Here is a 22,945-nt window from a genome sequence, read left to right as displayed (position 1 = left end):
ATTTGTTTCCTAATATTGTACACGGCGCTCAATCCAGCGAAACTGGATAAACGTTAAGACAATAACCATCAACATCAATATTGTTGATTGTGCTGCTGATGCACCGATTATTTGATTTCTAAAGCCATCGTCATATACTTTATAGACGAGGATGCTCGTTGCACGCGCAGGACCTCCAGAAGTTGTATTATCAATAATACCAAAAGTATCAAACATAACATAATTGACATTGACAATAAGAAGGAAAAACGTCGTTGGTGAAATTTGCGGGAAAACCACTGTCCAAAATCGTTTAAAGGGACCAGCACCATCAATGGCGGCTGCTTCTATTTGAGAACGCGGAACAGACTGAAGACCTGTAAGAAAAAAGAGAAAATTGTAAGAAATTTGTTTCCAACTAGCCGCAATGACAATAAGAATCATTGCTTGAGTGCCATTAATACGATAATTCCATAGCACCCCTATTTTCTCGAGAAAAAAAGGGATAATTCCGATGGTGGGATGAAAGATAAACAGCCACAATATACCTGCCAATACTGGAGCAACAGCATAGGGCCAGAGCAAAAGCATTGTATAAGCCTTTTTTGCACGGATGACACGATCAACACAGACAGCTAAGAGAAGTGATATTGTCATTGAAGCGACAGTAACTGAGATGGAAAATACTGCGGTTGTAAGAAGCGATTGCCGATATGTAGGATCAGAAAGAACGGTTAGATAATTCTCAAAACCAATAAAGGTTGTTGTAAAGCCAAAAGGGTCTTCACGCTCAAAAGATGATTTTATTGCTTGAGCAGCAGGCCAAAAGAAAAACAAAAAAGTCACAAGAAGCTGAGGAAAAAGCAGTCCGTAAGAAAGTAGACTATTTTTAAAATATGCATGTTTTTCTTGCATTCGTAGGGCTCTTTAAATGTAGAGACTTTAAAAAGTAAACAAAAAGGACTCAACCGTTTTTGTTGAGTCTTTTTTGTTTAACAATAAAACGAAATTAATGATTAGATCTTTCAAATTCACGCAAGAGTTTATTTCCACGTTCAACGGTCTCATCTAAACCATCTTTCGGCGTTTTTGAACCACTAAGAACAGCTTCCAACTCTTGATCAAGAATGGCACGAATTTGTGGTAAATTACCAAATCTTATCCCTTTTGAGTTAACTGTTGGTGGATTAAGATTAATCTGTTTGATAGCTATATCCGCACCTGGCGTTTTTTCATAGAAATGTTGTTTTTTGCTCAATTCATAAGTCGCTTTTGTGGTTGGGAGATAACCTGTTTCCTGATGCCATTTTGCTTGATTTTCTGTTTTTGAAAGAAATTTAAGAAAAGCGGCTGCCCCTGCATATTCCTTTGGAGTATGGCCCTTAAACGCCCAAATAGAAGCTCCCCCAATAACTGAATTTTGTGGTGCTCCTTCTGTATCCTTATAGTACGGTAGCATACCAACCCCCACATTAAACTGAGCTTCAGAAACAATCCCAGCATGTGATCCTGAAGATTGCATAAAAATTGCACAATTTTGTGCCATAAACATTGGTGTTGAATCTAATGCACCTGCTGGACCACCATAACGGAAAATACCTTGATCAGACCACTTTTTCAGGTCAGCCCACATACGCACTTGTAAAGGTCCATTAAATGTAAGTTCTGAATCAAGTCCTTTAAAGCCATTTTCCTTCGTTCCAAAAGGAACATTATGCAACGCTGAAAAATTTTCTATACCGATCCATTGAGCGGCATAAGCCATTGTAAAACCACAATTTGCCGCTTTAGTCTCAAGAATTTTCTTGGAAAAGTTTTCTATATCTTGCCACGTTCTAGGAGGCTGTTCTGGATCAAGCCCTGCTTTTTTAAAGATATCTTTGTTATAATAAAGGATGGGTGTTGAAATATTAAATGGCATAGAGACGATACGTCCCTGTTCATCGGAGTAATAACCACTAATAACAGGGAAATAATCTGTAGGATCAAATTCTTGTTTTGTATCAGCCATAAGTTGATAAAATGGGTAGATTGCGCCTTTTGCAGCCATCATAGTTCCAGTACCAACGTCATAAATTTGAGCAAGTACTGGCTGTTTCTTTCCACGAAATGCTGCAATGAGTGAAATCAATCCCTCTTCATATTCACCGCGAAATGAAGAAACAACTTTATACTCAGATTGACTTGCATTAAAATCGTTAATGAGACTTTCAGTTTGCTTTCCTAATTCACCACTCATAGAATGCCAAAAGCTGATTTTTGTCTGTGCAAAACTTTCTGTCATCCCCGCTGTGGACATTATGATAGCAACCGTGGCCGCTATGGAAAGATAAAAACGACTCATGCTTCACCCTTTCTGAAGTGATGGAATACAAACTACCCCCTAAATTTATAGTATTACACATGAACATGCTATGACAGTTTTATTTCAGAAACATATTCTCTCATTTAAACAGGAACCACCTAAAGGTCAAATGAATTTATTTAAATTTATTTATTTTCTTTTATAAGCTTTCTTATATATTCACGAAATACGCGTTTGTAACTATCTGAAAAAAGTGAGATGGCTTAAATAAGCAAAGTCACTTGGTAAAAAGATATGGATCGTAAATATCATTCAATGACTATTTTAATATCTGGATTTACTTTTTTAAAAAGAATTGTTTATTCCTTTATTATTTGTCTTATAACTTTCGGCTTATAACTTTAACACGATGTTGCTACTGAATTTAAAGAAGAGACAAATAGAATTTTTTTAAAATTAAGAAAATCATTTTGAAGCGCTTAATAGTCTCTTTCCCTGTAACAAGATCACACCCCTCATGCAAAACAAAATGACACTGTATGACCAATTTCCATGCTGTTAAAAAATCTTTCAATACATCTACATTTCATGATAGAACCTGTAAAATAAGCCATAAAGCCTCTCCATTAAAGTATATAAGACTTTTTGTATGCCATCATTTTTACACTTCATAAAAGTGCAAAACGACATCATCATATGAGACCCTAATGCTTAATAAGCCGTGCATTTGAAATACGTTAAATGAATATTTTTATTCTTTTCTCAATCATTTTTTATCCACACACCAACCCTACTTGTAATGTTCAAACAAATGATTTTGATTGATTCATTGTAAAAATATTTGAAATAAGAGAATCTTACGTATTAAGGTCTCTTACTCACATGAGTAAAATATTAATTATCATTATAAATCAATGTATTATTGTTATATATTAGATAATTTTTCTTCTTTCATTACGCTAACTTTATGAATATATATAGTTCCTTTTGTGTTGATGTATTTTTACCTTTGTGCACACAATTGCAATGCGAGATCAGGTTGATCTGTCGTAATATAATGTACAGGCATATCAAGCCAATATGATAACCGAGCTTTTCCATTAATTGTCCATACCCCTACAGTAAAACCAGCCTCAAGAGCTGATTCAATAAAGTTCTGTGAAACAATAGAGCCATCTAAACTTAGGTCAGAATAACCTAATTGCTTCCATTCAGAAAAATGACGGTACATATCACCTTCAAAATTATCAACACATGGACCAGATGGTATTCCTGCTTCAATAAAAGGACGAAGGATAAAAGGATCAAAACTAATTGCAGAAACCCGTTCTGATAAATTTCGGCTTTTTATTAGCGCAAGCGCTTTTTGGGATAATATTGTTTCGCGCTCCACTTCACCGCATGTCTTGATTTCAAGATGCAATGCAACATTCGTTGGTGCTAAAAGATCAAGCACTTCTTCTAATAAGGGAGGTGCTTCTTGGCTTCCTTTTACGCAGAGTTGTTTGCGTGTTTCATTATCAATGTCATGAATATACCCCTTTTTTCCAACCAATTGGTCTAGACGGAAGTCGTGAAAGACAACCACTTCACCGCTTTTTAGCAAATGAACGTCGCATTCAACTTCATCAACACCTAACGCTATAGCATTATTAAATGCCGAAAGGGTATTTTCAGGATAAAGATGAGCTCCTCCACGGTGTGCAACAATTTTTTTCTCAGACATGCAAAATCCCACACTTCTCAATTTTAAACGATATTGACGTACAGATTGTCAGATAAAGGCTTATATCATATGAAAATACACAATCATTTTTAAATGATTTTTTCTACACTTCTCAAATATCAAACCCTCAGTCATATTTTATTCTTAAAAAACTTATCCTTCATTTTAATTATTCCCATTCAATAGTACTAGGAGGTTTTGAGGTTACATCATATACAACACGATTAATCCCTCTAACTTCGTTAATAATACGTGCTGCTGTCTTACTTAAAAACGCCATATCATAGGGATAAAAATCAGCAGTCATTCCATCTACAGATGTGACGGCGCGAAGAGCACAAACAAATTCATAAGTGCGATCATCCCCCATCACGCCAACAGTTTGAACAGGAAGAAGAACAGCAAAAGCTTGCCAAATTTCGTCATAAAGACCAGCTTTATGGATTTCCTCAAGGTAGATAGCATCTGCTTCACGTAAAATTTCTAATTTTTCACGGGTCACAGTACCTGGACAGCGAATTGCAAGACCGGGACCTGGAAAAGGATGGCGACCAATAAACTGCTCCGGTAATCCTAACTCTCGCCCTAGCAAGCGAACCTCATCCTTAAAGAGCTCACGCAACGGTTCTACAAGTTTCATATTCATCTGTTCTGGTAGCCCCCCCACATTATGATGGCTTTTAATGGTTACCGTTTCACCAATAGCAGACACACTCTCAATAACATCTGGATAAAGTGTTCCTTGTGCTAAAAACTCTGCACCTCCTATTTTTTTAGTTTCTTCTTCGAAAACTTCAATAAAAAGGCGACCAATCGTTTTGCGCTTTTTTTCTGGATCTGTCTCACCTTCTAAAGCATTAAGAAATATATCGGCAGCATTAACGTGAATAAGCTCTATATTATAATGATCACGAAAGAGCGTGAGAACTTCTTCAGCTTCATTCTTGCGCATCAGCCCATGGTCTACCAAAATGCATGTCAGTTGATCTCCTATGGCTTCATGAAGGAGTACCGCTACAACAGATGAATCCACTCCCCCTGAAAGACCACAAATCACACGACTTTTCCCAACTTTTTGTCGTATCGTAGCAATTGCCTGCTCACGATAAGAAGCCATTGACCAATTGCCTTTAATAGCAGAGATCTTATGAACAAAATTTTGCAAAAGTTTTGTACCATCCGGTGTATGGATAACTTCAGGATGAAACTGTACCGCATAAAAATATCTTTTCTCATCAGCAATAGCCGCATAGGGAGCTCCTTTTGAGGTTCCTATGACACGAAAACCTTCTGGTAAAGCTGCCACACGGTCACCATGGCTCATCCATACTTGATAACGAGAACCTTTTTCCCACACTCCATCAAAAAGGGCACTCTCTTCTTGAACTTCCAAAAAAGCACGCCCAAATTCACGCTCATGTCCAGCTTCAACCTTTCCTCCAAGCTGAACACACATGACTTGTTCACCATAGCAAATGCCCAAAATCGGAACACCCGCCTCAAAAATTTCCATTGGAGCACGCGGAGAGCCCTCATCAATAACGGAATAAGGACTTCCTGATAAAATAATAGCTTTAGGATTTATGCGGCGCACAGCTTCTAAAGCCAATTGAAAAGGAGTAATTTCACAATACACTCCCATTGCTCGTACCCGTCGTGCAATAAGTTGTGTAACTTGTGAACCAAAGTCAATAATAAGAACAGTGTCTGGATGTGATATGCTCATAGAAAACCAATCAACAATTGTAAAAGAAAACTCATGAGAGTTATGATTCAATCTTTCTCTTTTCACAAGCCTGTTTTCTTAAGAAAAAGATTATTCTCGTAAAGTTTATGATAAAAAGTGTAAGAATATGGATCAATGTTTTTTTTGCAACACAGATAAAAAGAACCCATCTGTTTGTGTTGTGGCCGGCGACAAAGTAAGTCCATAATTTGAAAAAACTGGTTGCACAGGAGAAAAACTAAAATGTTTCTGCCAAAGCGCTGGCATATCTATTGGAGAAAAATGAGAATGTTGTTGAAGGAAATGGGAAATTTGTTCCTCATTTTCATCTGTAAAAAGAGAACAGGTAATATAGATTAGGCGCCCATTTGGCTTAAGATAAGCTATCGCTTCATTCAAAATATCCCTCTGTTCTGTTTGGCGTTGTTTCACCTGTTCTAATGTTAAACGCCATTTCGCATCTGGACGACGACGCCATGTTCCTGTCCCACTACATGGTGCATCTAGTAGAACTCTATCCATCTGGCCTATTAATGGCTTCAATTCTTCTTTTTGTGCTCGTGTTTGTACATTACGAACACCAGCGCGTCGAAGACGATCAAAAATAGGAGCTAAGCGCGCTTTATCAAAATCATAAGCATAAATTTGCCCACGATTGTTCATATCGGAAGCTAAAGCTAATGTTTTGCCCCCAGCACCTGCACAATAATCTAATACCTGCATGCTCTCTTGCGCTTCCACAAGGTGAGCAACAATTTGAGATCCTAAATCCTGTATTTCAAAGTGTCCTTTTTGAAAAGCTGGTTCCACTTGAACATTGGGATGACGATTAAACTTTTCAATCGGTGCAATTCTTAAAGCTTGCCCAAACCATGGAAAAGATTTAAGTTTGGTTTTTGCTAATTCTTTCAGCACCTTTTCTGGTGTTGCCTTTAGGTTATTTACCCGTAGGTCTAAAGAAGGACGCGTTGCTAACGCAGCCGCTTCAGTGATCCAATTATCACCAAATAAAGGACGCAGATGCGCTTGACACCATTGCGGAATATCACCACGAATATAGTCTGGAGCATCCACTAATTGCTGACCTTGCCACGATTTACGCTGTTTAGCCCCTAATAACTGCGGTGCAAACCGATCTTCTGCCAATTCACCGTCAATTTGCTCCAGCGTCATTTTTTCAGAATCTAATAAGGCACCAAAAACGATATCTCGGATATCATCACTCTCCATACGCCATTGTAAAGAATAACGTCGTCTTAAAACATCATAAACGATTGTACCAATAGCTGCACGATCACCTGCTCCAGCAAAGCGATGAGAAAGACCCCAATCCTTTAAAGCTTCTCCTACTGGGCGATGCTTCACTTCTATCTCTGTGAGAACATCTATTGCTGCTTGCAAACGCCCACCTAATCGCATTCATTTCTCCCATTAAAATAATAAAATTTTAAATCATCTAAAAAAATAATATTATCGCCTTCTTGCCAATGAAACCTTCTCAAAGCCATAAAAAATTTACATTCAATATTAAAATGATCTGATCATACTTTTTTATAAGATCCAATTTAGAGTATCTAAATTTTTCCTTTCATCTTCTGCCCATTCGCTTTTTATCCTTCTACCTCTTATGCTAAAAGATACGTAGCCATCCATAAAGAACTTATTTCCGCCATGCATTACGAAAAAACCAAACTCTTTAATTTATTTGCGTAAAATAAAATTTACGAGGATTGTCTGAACAATAGAAAAAAATCAAATATCTCCCATCTTTATATGGCTATCCTTCTGAAAAAATAGAAAAAATCTTCTCATAAAATTAAACAAGTTCATCTTACGTTCAACAAAAAATTAACTTTTTAGAAAATGCTTGGAACCACTATTTGGCATGACCGTTTTTACTCTAATGGCAACTGCCAGACAATTTTAAAGGAGAAAATAATGACTTATAATAATGGAAAAACAACTTCGTCTAAAAGCCGTCATAATACAATGCCCTCAAACAACGGAAAGAAATCCGTCCAAAGTGATCAGACAAACACTCGCCAACGTGCGTCAAAGACTGGACGGAAGACAACAAAAAGTTAATTCTAATTTTATATAACTTATTTCATATAGTCTTAACAGAAAGAATTAGAGTTTTAACCTCTAATTCTTTCCTTTTTGGGATTATTACACCAAATTACAAACAGAAAAAAGCGCAATCTCTCTTTCTTGTTCTCGGAAAATTTTATATTTATGCAATATGATATTAGGCTCTTGTATCTTTAAACTGGTCCACGATAATTTGGACTCTCTCGTGTGATAGAAACATCATGCGTATGACTTTCATGGAGTCCCGCATTCGTAATACGTACAAACGTTGCTTTTTCACGAAACTCTACGAGATCTTTTGCTCCAACATACCCCATCGAAGCACGAAGTCCACCAGCAAGCTGATGTAGAACTGATGCTATAGGACCTTTGTAAGCCACCTGCCCCTCCACACCTTCAGGAACTAACTTAAGTTCATCACGAACATCATCTTGAAAATAGCGATCTGCCGATCCTCGTGCCATAGCACCAACAGATCCCATGCCGCGATAAGCTTTAAAGGATCGTCCTTGATAAAGATAAACTTCGCCAGGACTTTCTTCTGTACCCGCTAAAAGAGAGCCAATCATAGCAGCACAAGCCCCACCTGCTAAGGCTTTAGCAAAATCACCGGAAGCTTTTATCCCCCCATCAGCAATAACGGGAATGCCCGCTTTTTCAGCAACTTCTGCAGCATTCATAATGGCTGCAAGCTGAGGAACACCAACACCTGCAACAATTCGCGTTGTGCAAATAGAACCAGGACCAATCCCAACTTTTATAGCATCCGCACCACTTTCAATCAAAGCCTGTGTTGCTTGAGCAGTCGCCACATTACCAGCAATAATAGCTGGAGAAAACGTCATTTTTTTAATACGCTCAACAGTGTCTAATACACGCTGAGAATGTCCATGTGCAGTATCAATTACTAGAATATCAACGCCTGCATCAATTAATCGTTCAGCCCGCTCAAACCCATCGTTCCCTACACTACTTGCAGCTGCAACACGCAAGCGACCTTGTGAATCTTTGGCAGCGTTTGGATTTAATTTTGCTTTTTCAATATCCTTAACTGTTATCAGTCCGACACAACGATTCTGTTCATCCACAACTAATAATTTTTCAATACGATGATGGTGTAAAAGATACTTCGCTTCATTGAGTTGAACATTTTCACGCACTGTGATTAAATTTTCATGCGTCATTAATTCATAAATTTTTTGTTTGGGATCCGATGCAAAACGCACATCCCTATTTGTCAAAATGCCAACAAGCCGTCCAGCAGTTTCACCTTTAGCACCATTTTCAACAACCGGAATACCGGAAATACCATGAGAGCGCATCAAAGATTTTGCTTCTTCAAGTGTTGCATCTGGTCCAATGGTGACTGGATTAACAACCATACCAGATTCAAACTTTTTTACTTGGCGAACTTCTTCTGCCTGCTCTGCAGGAGACATATTACGATGAATAACCCCAAGACCACCAGCTTGAGCCATAGCAATTGCCAAACGCGATTCTGTTACCGTATCCATTGCCGCAGAAAGCAATGGCAAATTGAGCTTAATATCCGCTGCAATGCGCGTACTGAGATCCACTTGACTAGGCATAACAAGAGAATGACCGGGTTGTAAAAGTACATCATCAAAAGTCAGTGCCAATGCACCTGTCCCCGTTTCAACAATCTTTGCCATATCAAAATTCCTTTTATAATAAAACACCGCAAGAAGCTTTAAAATACAACTGCGGTTCTCATACATGGTAGATTGGCAAAAAATTATGCCATGCTACAAACAAAATGAAAAGAAAAATAAATATTTTTTTTAAGTGTGGTTTATAAAAATTTACAATTGTGATTCAATAGGTAACCAACTTATTATTTTTGCAAATGCGCGACGCCAAAAATTACTTTCTGGCTCATAGTCAATGCTATATTTTTTTTCATTTTCAATAAAATCCCAATAAATACGATTATTATCACCAAGACGCAGATGATAGCTCATTTCCCCTGTGGTTTCTTCAGAAAACAACAAATCTAATCTTGCTGTAATGGGAGCACATTCAAAAAGAATGCCCATTTCTGTATTTAATGATGCTGATCTTGGATCAAAATTTAAAGATCCAATAAAAGCTGTTTTACGATCAATTAAAAAAGCTTTAGCATGTAAACTTGCCTTACTCGATCGAAACAATCGCAACCCATGAGTATTGCCTTCCGCTTTTAATTCATAAAGATTAACACCACTTTTCAACAATGCCTTACGATAAGGTACATAACCACCATGCACTAATGCTACATCAGTAGCAGCTAAAGAATTTGTCAGAATTTTGACATCAACACCCTTTGAAACCAAATTACTAAAATTCTGCGTGCCAACCTTACCAGGAACAAAATAAGGTGACGTAATCTGAACCGTTTTTTTGGCATTTCCAATAACCTTTGAAAGTGCCTTCATAAGCCAATTGCTTGCTTTTTTACGCAATGCTTTTTCTGGAGGGTCAGAAAGAACAACAACTTTGTCTGCTAAAAATAACCGCTTTCCTGTTTGGATAAAACAATTAAAGTTAATGTGCTCTTTGACATAATCTAAATAAACTTTTGCAACCTTGGAATCACGAAACTTTCGTAATTTATCTTTCCAATAGCTAAGATCACTTGCGCTTTTAGGAACAACTAAAGTATGAATTGGCAAAACAACAGCACTATTCCAAAAATCATCAAAGATACTTTCTACCTTTTTAACAGAAGGACCGATTAACATCAAATCTAAATCTCGAAAATGGGATTCTTTACCAGCATCAAAATAAGAATCTGCAAGATTACGTCCTCCTACAAAAGCGACCCTGCCATCAACAATAAAAGCTTTATTATGCATTCTACGTGTTACAGTAATTGCCCGTAATATAATTTCTAAACCACGGCGTAAACCACCTTTACGCGATCGCCCTGGATTAAACATTCTCACCTCAATATGAGGATGTCTATCTAGCGCAATATAAGCTGGATCACGTGCCTGAGCATTAATATCATCCAAAAGAAGCCGTACCCGAACCCCTCGATCAGCTGCCTCAACTATTTCACTTAATAATAGGCGCCCCGTTAAATCATCATCCCAAATATAATACATCAGATCAAGGCTACGCCCAGCCTCTGCAGCTCCTATTGCACGAACACAAAACGCATCCAAATTGCTGATAATGAGGGAAAGGGCATCTTTATCAATCCCCAATCCATTTTCTTCCTCAGCTAATTGACTGACGATACGATCAAGCTTAGTTTCATCTTTCTGAATAGGTAACGCATAAGAACATTGCCCCCTAGCATTTTTCACAAAACGCCCATAGGTGTAGATTGCCAACATAGATGCAATAAAAAAAAAGAGGACAAAACCAATAACAATCTGTAAAAGAGTCAAAGAGGGTAAACTTTCTATTTTAAACTATCACATCATCAGTAATGCAAACGATAACACTAATCACTTTATCTTAATCGTATAGCAGATAAAATGCCACTTCTTGCTTAAGAGAGTATAAATTTAATATTGATGATACAAAAATTTTAGCGGTAGTATTTAAAAGTTTTTAAAAATGCTTCTCTGTTTTAATAAATGTAAACTTAACTAAAATTGTATAAATTGAAACAAACGATTAAAATAGTCACATAAAATTTATATTTGATTTAAATCTACAAAATCATCCTCTATAGATAAATTTTACAATAAATGATTGTTTTCTTAAGCTTCCTCCACGGAATTTATCAAAATCCACTCTATTTTTTTGAAACGCATGCTTGTCATGAAGAGAAATTTGTTATGAATTTTACTTTCGTTCTTGATTTCTTATTGCTCTCAATTCTTCCATTTTTCTATAAAGTGTAGAGCGACCAATATGAAGGCGGCGCGCAATCTCACTCATATGTCCTTTATAATGTTTAATCGCTTTCTCTATAATATCATGTTCCATCTCTGCAAAAGTACGTACATGCCCATCAGTATTCAAAAATTTTATCGATTCTTGCTCATTATCTTCTTGCATATTACCCTCAATGATATTGGGAACACTCATTAATGAATTTCCCATTAATTGCGGAAAATCTCGAACAGTTAATAACGGTCCTTCACTGAGTAAAATCGCACGAAATAAAAAGGTTTCAAGCTCATTTCTATTGCCAGGCCAATCATACTGCATAAGCAAGGAAAGAGCAGAGCCTGCTAAACCATGGACATGTGATCGCCCTGTTTCTGTGATAATGCGATCAATCAAACGTTGTGTGATCTCTGGAAAATCATCCCTTAATTCTCGTAAAGCAGGGACGCTAATAGACAAGTGAGAAAATTGTTCAAACAAACTATGCAAAAAAAAGTTCTCATTAACCAAGTCCTTTAAACGCGATGTTGAAATAGCGATGATCCGAAAAGGAAAAAAATCTCCTTTTGTATCCCTTTCCCTTTCTTTAAGGTAATGAGCAAACCGTTTTTGCTGTATGGGCTCAAGTCGATCAATATCACAAAGGCAAAGTGTCCCTTTTTCAAGAGAAGAAACCAATGGTAGGAATTCTTTAAACCACTGCTGATTTTCTTCTTCTGGATCAACGATGGCTGAACATTGAAAGCGAACAAAAACACCCTCCGAAAATAATCCCTCATGATGAATAATCCGAGCTAATGTCTCACGTCCTGTTCCAGCTTCCCCCTCTATCAAAAGATTCTGTAAAGAAGTTGCTGCTTGTCTCGATTGTTCTAACACTATCTGCATAGCTCTACTTTTTACGCAAAGATCAGAAAACCGTAAATGATTCTCTTTTTTTCGCCGAATATCTCGAACCTCATGCTCCAAGGCAGAAATAAGAGCAAGGATATCCAAAGTAACTCTTACGCGTAATAATGTTACTGGATGGATCCAATAATCAATAGCTCCAGCTGTTAAAGCTTTCTGGAGTAAATGCTGATTCTCTTGTTGTGCTATAACGACAATAGGAACAGAAACACCAGCAACTCTAATCATTTTAATCAAATCGCTCACACTCAAATCACTCATAACAACATCAAGGAGTGCAAGCACAATGTTTTTACGCCTGTGTAAAAGATCAATCGTACGGAGACCATTTTCTGCTTCAATGACACGATAACCAAAACCTCGCAGCATAGAAGAAAGTTCTATACGTCTTCCATAATCTTCACTCGCAACAAGAATGGGACCAACCATAATGTCAATAATCTCCTTTGAGACTACTTAGCAGCTTAATATAAAAATTGTTGTAAACCATAAGAAATATTTTACCTCTTGTGTTTCACTTACGAACTTCATCAAGCTGTCAATTAAATACAACATTAAGGCATTTTTTTCCATTTTTTTGCTTTTTCATTGATTTTTATCAAATTTTTCATATTGACTCATGGGGTAATTTAATAATGTTATAGAAACTAGAGAGCAAAATAATCTAAATAGAGTGCAATAAATGAAACATCCCTATCATATTTTATGTCTTACAATTACCGCCTTGCTGTTAAGTGCCTGTAACTTTTCGCGATATTATAACTCAAATATGCCAACTGGAATTGATGGAAAATGGGTTGATGAGAATGGTATTATTTCTTCTTTCCACAATGGTGTTTTTGAAACGCGTGCAGCAGATACAGAAGAAAAACTATCAGAAGGAGCATATAATTATCTCAATGCCCAAAATATAGAAATTGAAATACGCTCTATTCTCCGTGGAACAATTTCTAGAGTCAATTGTACAATGTCATATGACGCCACACAACTTCTCTGCACCTCACATACAGGAGCACAGTTTTTCCTTAAGCGGAAATCTTAACAAAGTACAAGGGAAACCTCTCTTAAGAACAGAGGGAGCACACACATTAAGCAGAAGGCGATATCCTTTCTCCTCCTGATAGAAAATCCTCTCTAAAATACGCAAAGAGGCTAGTATAATCTAGCCCCTGAGAATTTTTTAAACATTATGAAATGCGTAAAATAATCATTTTCTTCCACAAAATATCAATAAAGCCACCTCACAATAAAATTGTAACTTTGTATCATTCAATCTATTTCAACCTATAACATTTTATTTGATAGGGAAGCTTAATCTAAGCAGCGCCAATGCGCAAAAGATCATGAAAATGAACAATTCCTATCGGTTTTTTATCTTCAACCACAAAAAATGCACCAATCTGATGATCATTAATAAAAGCTGTTGCTGCACCAACAAGTGTATTTGGCTTTACAACTTTAGGAGCTTTGGTCATCACCTCGTCAACATTAAATTTTGATAAATTAAAATGAATGTTACGTGCAAGATCGCCATCAGTTACAATTCCGATTAGTTCACCTTCTTGATTCACAACACCAACACAACCAAAATGTTTTTCCACCAAAACATTCATCGCTTCAGTCATAGCTGTTCCCTGCATAACCAAAGGAATATTATCACCCTCATGCATAATATCACACACGTATTTAAGGCTTGCACCAAGAGAGCCACCAGGATGATATATTTTGAAATCCGTTGCGGTAAAACCACGCATTTCTAAAAGAGAAACCGCTAATGCATCTCCCATTGCCAATTGCATAATTGTTGAAGTTGTAGGGGCTAAACCATGGGGGCAAGCCTCTTCTATCTTTGGTAATAATAGCACAATATCAGCTTGTCGTCCTAACACAGAGTGCTTACTTGATGTCATCGCAATAAGAGGAATACGAAAACGCGCCGCATAACTCATAATACCACTTAACTCTTGAGTTTCACCAGACCATGATAAAGCAAGAATAACGTCATCAGAACCAATCATACCAAGATCACCATGATTGGCTTCTGCAGCGTGCACAAAAAAGGCAGGTGTTCCAGTTGAGGCTAAGGTTGCTGCAATTTTTGTCCCTATATGACCACTTTTTCCAAGACCAGTAATGACCACATGTCCACAAGCATTTCTAATAGTTTGAACAGCCGCTTCAAAAGAAGAAGAAAGACTTTCCAGAAGAGCTTTTTCAAGGGCTTCAAGCCCCTGCTTTTCACTAGCAAGTGTTTTAAGCGCTGATGCAACTGCACCTTGCAAAGCCATATGAGGAGACGGTATTGTCATAATCAAATTCGATCAATAAAATTAAGTGAGAGATCTATATCACTTTTCAACATTAATGGTTTCTAGTAAATTTTTCAATGAAGTAGAAACGTGGCTGTGCATATCAGCGCGTGCCAAAGAAAATGCAACGTTGGCTTCAATAAAACCAGCTTTAGAACCGCAATCAAAAGTGCGCCCTTTTACTTGCAAACCCCAAAAATCTTGCTCATTTGAAAGCCGTATCATAGCATCTGTTAATTGAATTTCATTTCCTGTTCCCCGTTCTTGAGTGGAAAGAATATTAAAAATTTCTGGCTGCAAAATATAACGTCCATTGATGTACAAATTTGATGGTGCCGTTCCTTGTACTGGTTTCTCTACCATTTTTGTGATTTCAAAACCATTTGCAATCTGTTTGCCTTTCCCAACAATACCATATTTATGTGTTTCTCTAGGATCGCATTCCTGAACTGCTATAATATTTCCCCCACCCACCTTTTCATAAAGGCTCATCATTTCAGAAAGACAGCCCTTTTTCGCCTGTATCAACATATCGGGTAATAATAAAGCAAAAGGTTCCCCTGCAACTAATTCACGCGCACACCAAAGAGCATGCCCTAATCCCAAAGGTTGCTGTTGCCGAGTGAAAGAAGTTGACCCTGGTAATGGCTGTAAACGGTATAAGTGTGCAAGATCTTCTTTCTTTCCACATTCAGCAAGTGTCGTGTATAATTCAACTTGCGCATCAAAATAATCCTCAATGACTGCTTTGTTACGTCCAGTCACAAAAATAAAATGCTCAATACCAGCTTCCCTCGCCTCATCCACAACATATTGAATAACAGGTTTATCAACAACTGTTAGCATTTCTTTAGGAATCGTTTTTGTCGCAGGAAGGAAACGCGTACCAAGACCTGCTACTGGGAATACTGCTTTCCGGATTTTACGCACACTCACCCTCCTCAATGAATTCATATAACTTTTTTGTTTTATTTATCATATGTTTTTACGAAATGGTAAAAAAGATATCTTATTGTTTTGATTATCATTATAATGGGCAATCAAAAATGTAAAAAGAGTCTGAGAATTTATTGAAAGGATTAAAACGAATTATTTATTTCAGTTTTTTCCTCTTCTTGATCATATTATCGATTAAACTAAATACAAAATAAAGTTATTGCACATCTAATGAATTGAATATTAATGGGGATTTCAAAATGCAAAAAACAGAATTGAAGAATCTCTTTTTAGAGGAGTCAATAACTTGGAGAACTCTTTTCACTGTCTCTGCCGTTATTTTTTCTGCTTTTTTTATGTTTTTTATATCCCTTTCATATGCTGATAGCGGATTTAAACACTGGATTAAAGAATTTAAAAAAATAGCTATTGCTCACAATATTACCCCTTCTACGTTTCATATGGCGTTTAAAGGTGTTAATGCCATTGATCCAGAAGTTCTAAAAAGCGCCGCATACCAACCGGAATTTGTTGCTCCTTCATGGAACTATTTCGATAATCGTGTCCATGATATTGCAATTGAGGAAGGACGGCGCCAAACTCAAAAATGGAACAAATGGCTTCTTCAAATTGAAAAACGTTTTGGTGTTGACCGCAATATTCTGCTTGCTATTTGGTCAATGGAAAGCAACTATGGGAAGGTTTTAGCCAATAAAAGTGTAATGCGTGATACCATTCGCTCTCTTGCAACTTTAGCCTATGCTGATAAAAAACGTGGAAAATATGCATATACACAGCTGATTGCTGCTATGAAAATTCTACAAAGTGGCGAAATTAAACGCTCTCAACTCACAGGATCTTGGGCCGGTGCATTGGGGCATACACAATTTATTCCAAGCAGTTATCTCACCTATGCAGTTGATATGGACCAAGATGGACGGCGTGATATCTGGAACTCTGTTCCAGATGCTCTGGCTACTGCAGCTAACCTTCTCCACAAAAATGGCTGGCAACCTAATCTTATTTGGGGAGTAGAGGTAAAAGTGCCGCAGGGGAAAAACCTTCCTGAAGGCTGGTATTCCTTTGAACAATGGAAAAAATTAGGTGTAAAACACGCAAATGGGCATCCTCTTCCTACATTAGCTGAACAAGCAATATTAAAATATCCAGATGGAGCAAAAGGACCTATATTTTTAGTCACAAAAAATTTCTTTGTTCTGAAACATTATAATAATGCAGATCGTTATGCATTTGCTGTTGGCCTTCTTGCTGATCGCATCGCTGGACATCCTGGATTGGTGCATAATTGGCAAAGACCTTTTCAATCTATTACTTTCCAAGAATGTAAAGAACTGCAATCGCGCTTAAAGACACTGGGCTATTATAAAGGGAATGTTGATGGAAAAATCGGAACAGCCTCTCGCGAAGCAATTAAAGCTTTTCAACTCCGTCACGGACTAAAAGCAAATGGATATCCATCATCTCAAGTGCTTTTTCTCCTTCGCAAACAATAATGGAGAATAAGGTTTTGTCTCTTTCTCGCCTGATATACTTGACATTATTGCTGTTTTCACTTTCTATTGTGGGAATCTTACAGCCATCCCCAAGTAAAGCAACGAACTTCTTCAAATGGTTGTCACAACAAAACAAACAGACACAGCAGCCACCGCAAATTATAGAACAAAAAATAGACAAGCCGCAAAAAAAGATCGTAACACAAAAAAACATACAAAAGCTAAAAAATGAGAATGCAAAGCGCATTCTTGTCATAGGGGATTTTGCAGCTTCTGCTGTTGCTGATGCACTTAAGAAATTTTTTATAAATAATAGCGATATCGTTATCATGAACAACACAATGCCAGCTTCCGGCTTAGTTCGAACGGATTATTATTCTTGGCAAAGCAATATTTCTAAACTCATTGACCAAAATAGCCCCGATGTTATTATCATGATGATCGGTGCAAATGATAATCAACCCATCACAGACTCTCATAACATGATTAACACAGATCAGTCAGAATGGATGCGCATCTACAAACAAAGAATTATCGAAATTACTGAAAGTCTTCACGCCTCTGGAAAATCATGGATATGGATAGGTCAACCTTCTTTTGAAAATGACCTTTTGACACAAAAAATGAAAATTTTTAATGCGCTCTATAAACAAGAAACAGAAACAGCAGGAGGGTATTTTCTCGATATCTGGAGCGGCTTTAGTGATGAAGAAGGAAATTTTTCTTTTTCAGGCTATGATATTAATGGAAAAATAACCAAATTACGCACCAATAATGGCATGCATTTCACCCCTGAAGGAAAGAAAAAACTTGCCTCTTATTTAGAAAAACCATTGAAAAATATTTCAAATTTTTATGCCTTTTCTCATGAAAATTCTTACTCAACCGATCAAGTTATTCAAAAACTTATACAAGAATCAGAGAATCAAGAGCGGAGTAAAATTATGCGTCAGCCTCCAATGAGCCTCGATGATATGGCACAAAAAAACACTCACCTTTTAGGCAAAAGAAAGTCAAGTTTTATAAAAAAATCATGGTTTCCACCAAATGGGCATCAAAAAGATCGAGCTGATAATTTTTCTTTCCCATAATGTCTATTTAAAATACAAAATCTATTTTCCTCTATAAACAAAAAGTGAATAAGATAAAAAACTCTGTTTACAGAGCTATAATGAAGAGAAAATTTGCATAAATCGCAACTGCACCTTTCGAATAATATGAAAACGGCATGGTGTTAACCATACCGTTATATCTTATAGTCCACGTTTGTTAATCATTGCCTCTGGTAAAGGCATTCGTCCCCGAAAAGCTTTATAAAGCTCCTCTGGATCACGACTTCCTCCAGCGGAGTAAATAAAACGTTTCAACTTATCAGCAAGCTCTGAATTAAAAACATCTCCCGTTTCTTCAAAAGCTTGAAAAGCATCAGCATCAAGGACTTCCGACCACATATAAGAATAGTAACCAGATGCATAACCATCCCCCGCAAACACGTGCATAAAATGTGGGGGACGATGACGCATAATAATTGTATCAGGCATTTGCAGCTTTTCTAATTCTTGGCGTTCAAACACTGTTGGATCAGTGACTGTTTCGCCTTGATGAAAAGCCATATCCACTAAAGCTGATGAGATAAATTCAACGGCAGAAAATCCTGCATTAAATGTCTGTGCTACTAAGACTTTATCTATCAACTCTTGTGGCATAGGATGGCCTGTTTTTGTATGTATAGCATAAGATTTTAATATCTCTGGTACTGTTAACCAATGTTCGTAAAGTTGAGAAGGTAGCTCAACAAAATCACGTGAAACAGATGTTCCCGACACAGATGGCCATGTGACATCAGAAAGCAAACCATGCAATGCATGTCCAAATTCGTGGAAAAGCGTACGTGCATCATCAAGTGATAAAAGAGCAACTTCCCCTTTAGGTGGTTTAGCAAAATTACAAACATTGTAGATAATAGGCTTTTGTCCGCCATCCAATTTATGTTGTGATTGCAAACTACTCATCCACGCACCGGAGCGTTTTGACGAACGTGCAAAATAATCACCAATAAAATGCCCAAGTAGACTTCCATCAGACTTTTTTACTTCCCACAAACGTGCATCAGGATGCCAAAGTGTAACAGCGTTTTTTTCTTCAAATGTAATGCTAAAGAGTTTTTCGGCTACCCCAAAAGCCGCTTTAATCATAAGATCAAGCTGAAAATAATATTTAATCTCAGCGCTATCGAAAGAAAGTTTTTCAGTGCGAAGCTTTTCAGCATAATAACGCCAATCCCAAGCAGCTAAAGATTCATTGCTGCCCTGATTGTTGGCAAAATTTTGTAAGTCAATTTGCTCAGTAGAAGCTTTCGCTCTTGCGCGCTTCCATACAGGCATAAGCAAATCCATAACGGAATCAACACTTTTAGCCATAGTATTATCGAGCTTCAAATCTGCGAAAGATTTATATCCCAATAATTTAGCCTGCTCATCTCGAAGCGCAACAATCTCTACAATAATTGTTTTATTATCATTCTTGTTATTATTTTCACCACGTTTAGCCCAAGCTTGGAATGCAACCTCACGCAAATCACGACGATCAGAGAATTTTAAAAAAGGTTCAACAATCGAACGTGCTAGTGTTAATGCATACGCTTCTTCATTGCCTCTTTCACACGCAATTTCCTTCATTGAAGCAATGAGATCTTGCGGTAAACCAGATAAGTCTGTTTGTTTTAAAAACAGAATCCATCCAGCTTCATCATTTAAGACATTTTGTCCAAAAGTAGCATTTAAAAAAGCAAGTCTTTCATTAATTTCCAAAAGCCGTTTCTTAGCTTTTTCATCGAGTTTTGCCCCATGACAAACAAACTTTTTCCACCATAATTCAAGAACACGTGTTGTTTCACTCTCAAATGTGCCCAGCTGCGACTGTTTATAAAGTACATCTATTTTCGCAAATATCCGCGCATCCATCATCATTTTTGAAGAATAATGAGAAAGTTTTACAACAAACTCTTGCTCTAGCTGTTGAATTAATACATTCGTATGAGCACTGGTGCGTAAGAAAAATATTGAACAGACACGATCAAGCGCTTTGCCGCAAAGCTCAAAAGGCTGCAAAAAATTCTCAAGCGTTGGTGGTTCTTGCACCATCGCAATTGCCTCTAGTTCTTCTTCTGCTTCTTGAAGTGCCTGTTCAAAAGCGGGTTTAAAATCTTCGTCACTTATAGAAGAAAAATCAGGAAGACCTGAAAATCCCTTCCAGTCCAGCACTGCTGCTTTTGTCATAATACTTTATGTCTCCATTATAAATTTAAACTGTAACAATTATCTTTACGACACAAATTGATAACATACTAAAACTATTTCGTGAGTTTCAAAACTACCTTTCAAAACGCTATTGAATAAAAAACCTGAAAATCGTAAAGCTCTTCCATTTCAAACCATATTATATTGAAGCAATAAAGATTATTCGCTCGCACATCACAATAGAATTGCATATTAACAAAAACACTTGGAGAAAAGCATAATCTCCACTCTTTATAAAATATTGCTGTAGATTCTTTTGAAAATCGCAAACTGCATTAAAGAAATGATGGTAAAATCAGAACTGATTTTTACATTTACGTTTTTATATTATCCTCAAATTAAGCTGTATTCTCGTTTTAGTGATTCAGAAACTTGTTTATAACTTATAATTTACCCTTGACTTTACTTCAAATATTAACAATTGGGAATATAGCTGGGGAGTTTTTTTAAAATCTTCCATAAACTTTTGTTTTTATCTCATCTATTATCTAGATTTACAACTCTCCAACTCTTCAGGAGGTACTTTATCATGACTGAAATCAAAACGGCCTTCGACTTCAAAAATTTTTCTCCTGAAGCTCTCGCTGAAAAGTTAAAGAACCAGCATTTTGCAGACTCTATTGATATCATCAATGAGCTCGATATCATGGAACGTGTAACTATTCTTAGTCTTCTGCCTCTTGATTATGTTATCGAACTTTTTGATAAACCAGAGCTTGAGCAACCTGCTGCCATCCTAGAACTTCTCCCTATAAATCGTGCTGTTGAAATTCTTGATGGCATGTCTGCCGATGCTGCTGCAGACGTCTTTCAAGAAATGGATAAGGAAACCCGTACACGACTTTATGCCTTGCTTAACCCCTTAACGCGCGCTGAACTTAAAAAACTCACCAGTTATCCTGATCATACAGCAGGAGCACTGATGACAACAGAGTTTATAGCCGTTCCTTCAAACTGGACCATACAAAAAACTTTGGATCACATTCGTGAGGTCGAGCGAACACGTGAAACAGTTTATACCAGCTATGTAATTGATCCCAAAACAGGTACTCTTCTCAAAGCTGTTTCCCTGCGTAACCTTATTCTTGCCTCACCTGATGAACAAATTCTTAATGTCCCTACCCATGACTCGCCCATTACAATATCACCTTTCACACATCATGAAGATATCGCACGCCTTTTCCAGCGCCATGATCTTCTCTCTGTGCCTGTAGTTGATGAAAGTAACCATGTCATTGGCATTGTAACCGTTGATGACGTGCTTGATACTATGGTCGATGAAATGAATGAAGATGCCTATAAATTTGGGGGTATGGAAGCACTTAATAAGCCCTATATGCAAATTAAGTTTCCTGAAATGATGAAAAAACGCGGAGGCTGGCTCGCTTTACTCTTTATCGGTGAAATGCTGACAGCAAGCGCTATGCAACATTTCGAAACAGAACTCGAAAAAGCGATTATTCTTACACTGTTCATACCTCTCATTATGAGCTCAGGAGGAAATTCCGGCTCACAGGCTACATCCCTTATTATCCGTGCATTGGCTTTACGTGAACTCACGTTGAAAGACTGGTGGAAAGTGATCATTCGTGAAATTCCAACAGGACTATCCCTTGGTCTCTTACTAGGAATTATTGGTGTTACGCGCATTGCTCTTTGGCAAAAACTGGGTATCTACGACTATGGCCAACATTGGATTGCTATTTCGACAACAGTGGGTACAGCTTTAGTTGGAATCGTTACCTTTGGTTCTCTTTCTGGATCTATGTTGCCTTTTATTCTTAAAGGTTTAAAATTTGATCCAGCAAGTGCTTCTGCTCCTTTTGTGGCAACTTTAGTAGATGTCATGGGCATTATAATCTACTTTTCTGTAGCTTCTCTCATTTTGTCAGGAACTCTTCTTTAAACATGTAAAGTAAAAACTCTTACTTATGGAAAAATCTTGTCATGTAACCTAAGATTCTTTCCATAAGAGAATAAGCTTTATTATTTATTTTCTAGCGCACCGCTCTATAGATAATTTATTATTTTTTTGAATAACAGCTCCGAATAACGTAATTTTACCTCATCATAAAGCTTCTCATATTAAATCGATTAAAGTCATCTTCTTGCCAGTCACAAACGAGATCGGTGTATGGCTAAAAACTATTCAAGAAAAAATAAAATACTTCTTATATCCTCTCTCTCTCGTATCAAAAACTGGCGCAATATTGACAGCTGAGAAAGAATAATAATGATGATACTCAACAGGCTTTATATTTTTTCACAAAGGCGTTAATAGTATACTATTCGCGTATGCTATATT

At 37.1% G+C, this 22,945-nt stretch carries 16 protein-coding genes; 5 read left to right on the top strand and 11 right to left on the bottom strand.

What is annotated here, in order from left to right:
* Positions 1-9 precede the first annotated feature (9 nt).
* From ugpA to ACFIME_RS00785, 5 genes are all read right to left on the bottom strand, one after another.
* Positions 10-894, bottom strand: coding sequence for a sn-glycerol-3-phosphate ABC transporter permease UgpA (ugpA, locus tag ACFIME_RS00805; protein WP_375621175.1), 885 nt, complete (start codon positions 892-894; stop codon positions 10-12).
* 94 nt (positions 895-988) lie between these two features.
* The gene (ugpB, locus tag ACFIME_RS00800) at positions 989-2,323 is read right to left on the bottom strand and encodes a sn-glycerol-3-phosphate ABC transporter substrate-binding protein UgpB (RefSeq protein WP_375633933.1); all 1,335 of its coding nucleotides are present in this window, start codon (positions 2,321-2,323) and stop codon (positions 989-991) included.
* Positions 2,324-3,287: 964 nt separating this feature from the next.
* Positions 3,288-4,010, bottom strand: a complete 723-nt coding sequence (locus ACFIME_RS00795) for a glycerophosphodiester phosphodiesterase (protein WP_375611843.1) — start codon at positions 4,008-4,010, stop codon at positions 3,288-3,290.
* Between the two features lie 169 nt (positions 4,011-4,179).
* Positions 4,180-5,736 (bottom strand): glutamine-hydrolyzing GMP synthase, encoded by a 1,557-nt coding sequence (gene guaA / locus ACFIME_RS00790; protein ID WP_375634023.1) that lies wholly within the window; start codon positions 5,734-5,736, stop codon positions 4,180-4,182.
* 132 nt (positions 5,737-5,868) lie between these two features.
* Positions 5,869-7,155: an RsmB/NOP family class I SAM-dependent RNA methyltransferase gene (locus tag ACFIME_RS00785; protein WP_375661931.1), complete on the bottom strand. Its 1,287-nt coding sequence runs from the start codon at positions 7,153-7,155 to the stop codon at positions 5,869-5,871.
* A 519-nt stretch (positions 7,156-7,674) separates the two neighbouring features.
* Between ACFIME_RS00785 and ACFIME_RS00780 the strand changes: the two genes are divergently transcribed.
* Complete coding sequence (locus ACFIME_RS00780; RefSeq protein ID WP_273722522.1) at positions 7,675-7,821, top strand: hypothetical protein; 147 nt, start codon at positions 7,675-7,677, stop codon at positions 7,819-7,821.
* A gap of 179 nt (positions 7,822-8,000) precedes the next feature.
* Here the strand turns inward: ACFIME_RS00780 and guaB are convergent, their stop codons facing one another.
* From guaB to ACFIME_RS00765, 3 genes are all read right to left on the bottom strand, one after another.
* Positions 8,001-9,500: an IMP dehydrogenase gene (gene guaB / locus ACFIME_RS00775; protein WP_375684357.1), complete on the bottom strand. Its 1,500-nt coding sequence runs from the start codon at positions 9,498-9,500 to the stop codon at positions 8,001-8,003.
* 150 nt (positions 9,501-9,650) lie between these two features.
* Positions 9,651-11,222, bottom strand: coding sequence for a phospholipase D family protein (locus ACFIME_RS00770; protein ID WP_375633928.1), 1,572 nt, complete (start codon positions 11,220-11,222; stop codon positions 9,651-9,653).
* A gap of 403 nt (positions 11,223-11,625) precedes the next feature.
* Positions 11,626-13,011 (bottom strand): sigma-54-dependent transcriptional regulator, encoded by a 1,386-nt coding sequence (locus ACFIME_RS00765; protein ID WP_375655127.1) that lies wholly within the window; start codon positions 13,009-13,011, stop codon positions 11,626-11,628.
* A gap of 253 nt (positions 13,012-13,264) precedes the next feature.
* Here ACFIME_RS00765 and ACFIME_RS00760 point away from each other — a divergent pair, with 253 nt between their 5' ends.
* Complete coding sequence (locus ACFIME_RS00760; protein ID WP_375618071.1) at positions 13,265-13,624, top strand: hypothetical protein; 360 nt, start codon at positions 13,265-13,267, stop codon at positions 13,622-13,624.
* A 274-nt stretch (positions 13,625-13,898) separates the two neighbouring features.
* On the opposite strand, the gene ACFIME_RS00755 is transcribed toward ACFIME_RS00760, so the two are convergent.
* Positions 13,899-14,891, bottom strand: coding sequence for an SIS domain-containing protein (locus ACFIME_RS00755; RefSeq protein WP_375661932.1), 993 nt, complete (start codon positions 14,889-14,891; stop codon positions 13,899-13,901).
* 39 nt (positions 14,892-14,930) lie between these two features.
* A complete protein-coding gene (locus ACFIME_RS00750; protein ID WP_375661933.1) occupies positions 14,931-15,821 on the bottom strand; it encodes a UTP--glucose-1-phosphate uridylyltransferase in 891 nt (296 codons plus the stop codon).
* A 266-nt stretch (positions 15,822-16,087) separates the two neighbouring features.
* On the opposite strand from ACFIME_RS00750, the gene ACFIME_RS00745 reads away from it, so the two are divergent.
* Positions 16,088-17,341 carry a lytic murein transglycosylase gene (locus ACFIME_RS00745; RefSeq protein ID WP_375661934.1) on the top strand — a complete coding sequence of 418 codons (1,254 nt, stop codon included), beginning with the start codon at positions 16,088-16,090 and terminating at the stop codon, positions 17,339-17,341.
* A 14-nt stretch (positions 17,342-17,355) separates the two neighbouring features.
* Entirely contained in the window at positions 17,356-18,432 is a 1,077-nt protein-coding gene (locus ACFIME_RS00740; RefSeq protein ID WP_375661935.1) for an SGNH family hydrolase, read from the top strand.
* Positions 18,433-18,594: 162 nt separating this feature from the next.
* On the opposite strand, the gene ACFIME_RS00735 is transcribed toward ACFIME_RS00740, so the two are convergent.
* Positions 18,595-20,619 (bottom strand): M3 family metallopeptidase, encoded by a 2,025-nt coding sequence (locus ACFIME_RS00735; RefSeq protein WP_375684356.1) that lies wholly within the window; start codon positions 20,617-20,619, stop codon positions 18,595-18,597.
* A 550-nt stretch (positions 20,620-21,169) separates the two neighbouring features.
* Here ACFIME_RS00735 and mgtE point away from each other — a divergent pair.
* Complete coding sequence (gene mgtE, locus ACFIME_RS00730) at positions 21,170-22,546, top strand: magnesium transporter (protein ID WP_375684355.1); 1,377 nt, start codon at positions 21,170-21,172, stop codon at positions 22,544-22,546.
* Positions 22,547-22,945: the final 399 nt, after the last annotated feature.

The organism is Bartonella sp. AP1QHHD (assembly GCF_042196265.1).
Classification (GTDB): Bacteria; Pseudomonadota; Alphaproteobacteria; order Rhizobiales; family Rhizobiaceae; genus Bartonella.
This window is presented reverse-complemented; position numbering and strand designations above follow the sequence as displayed.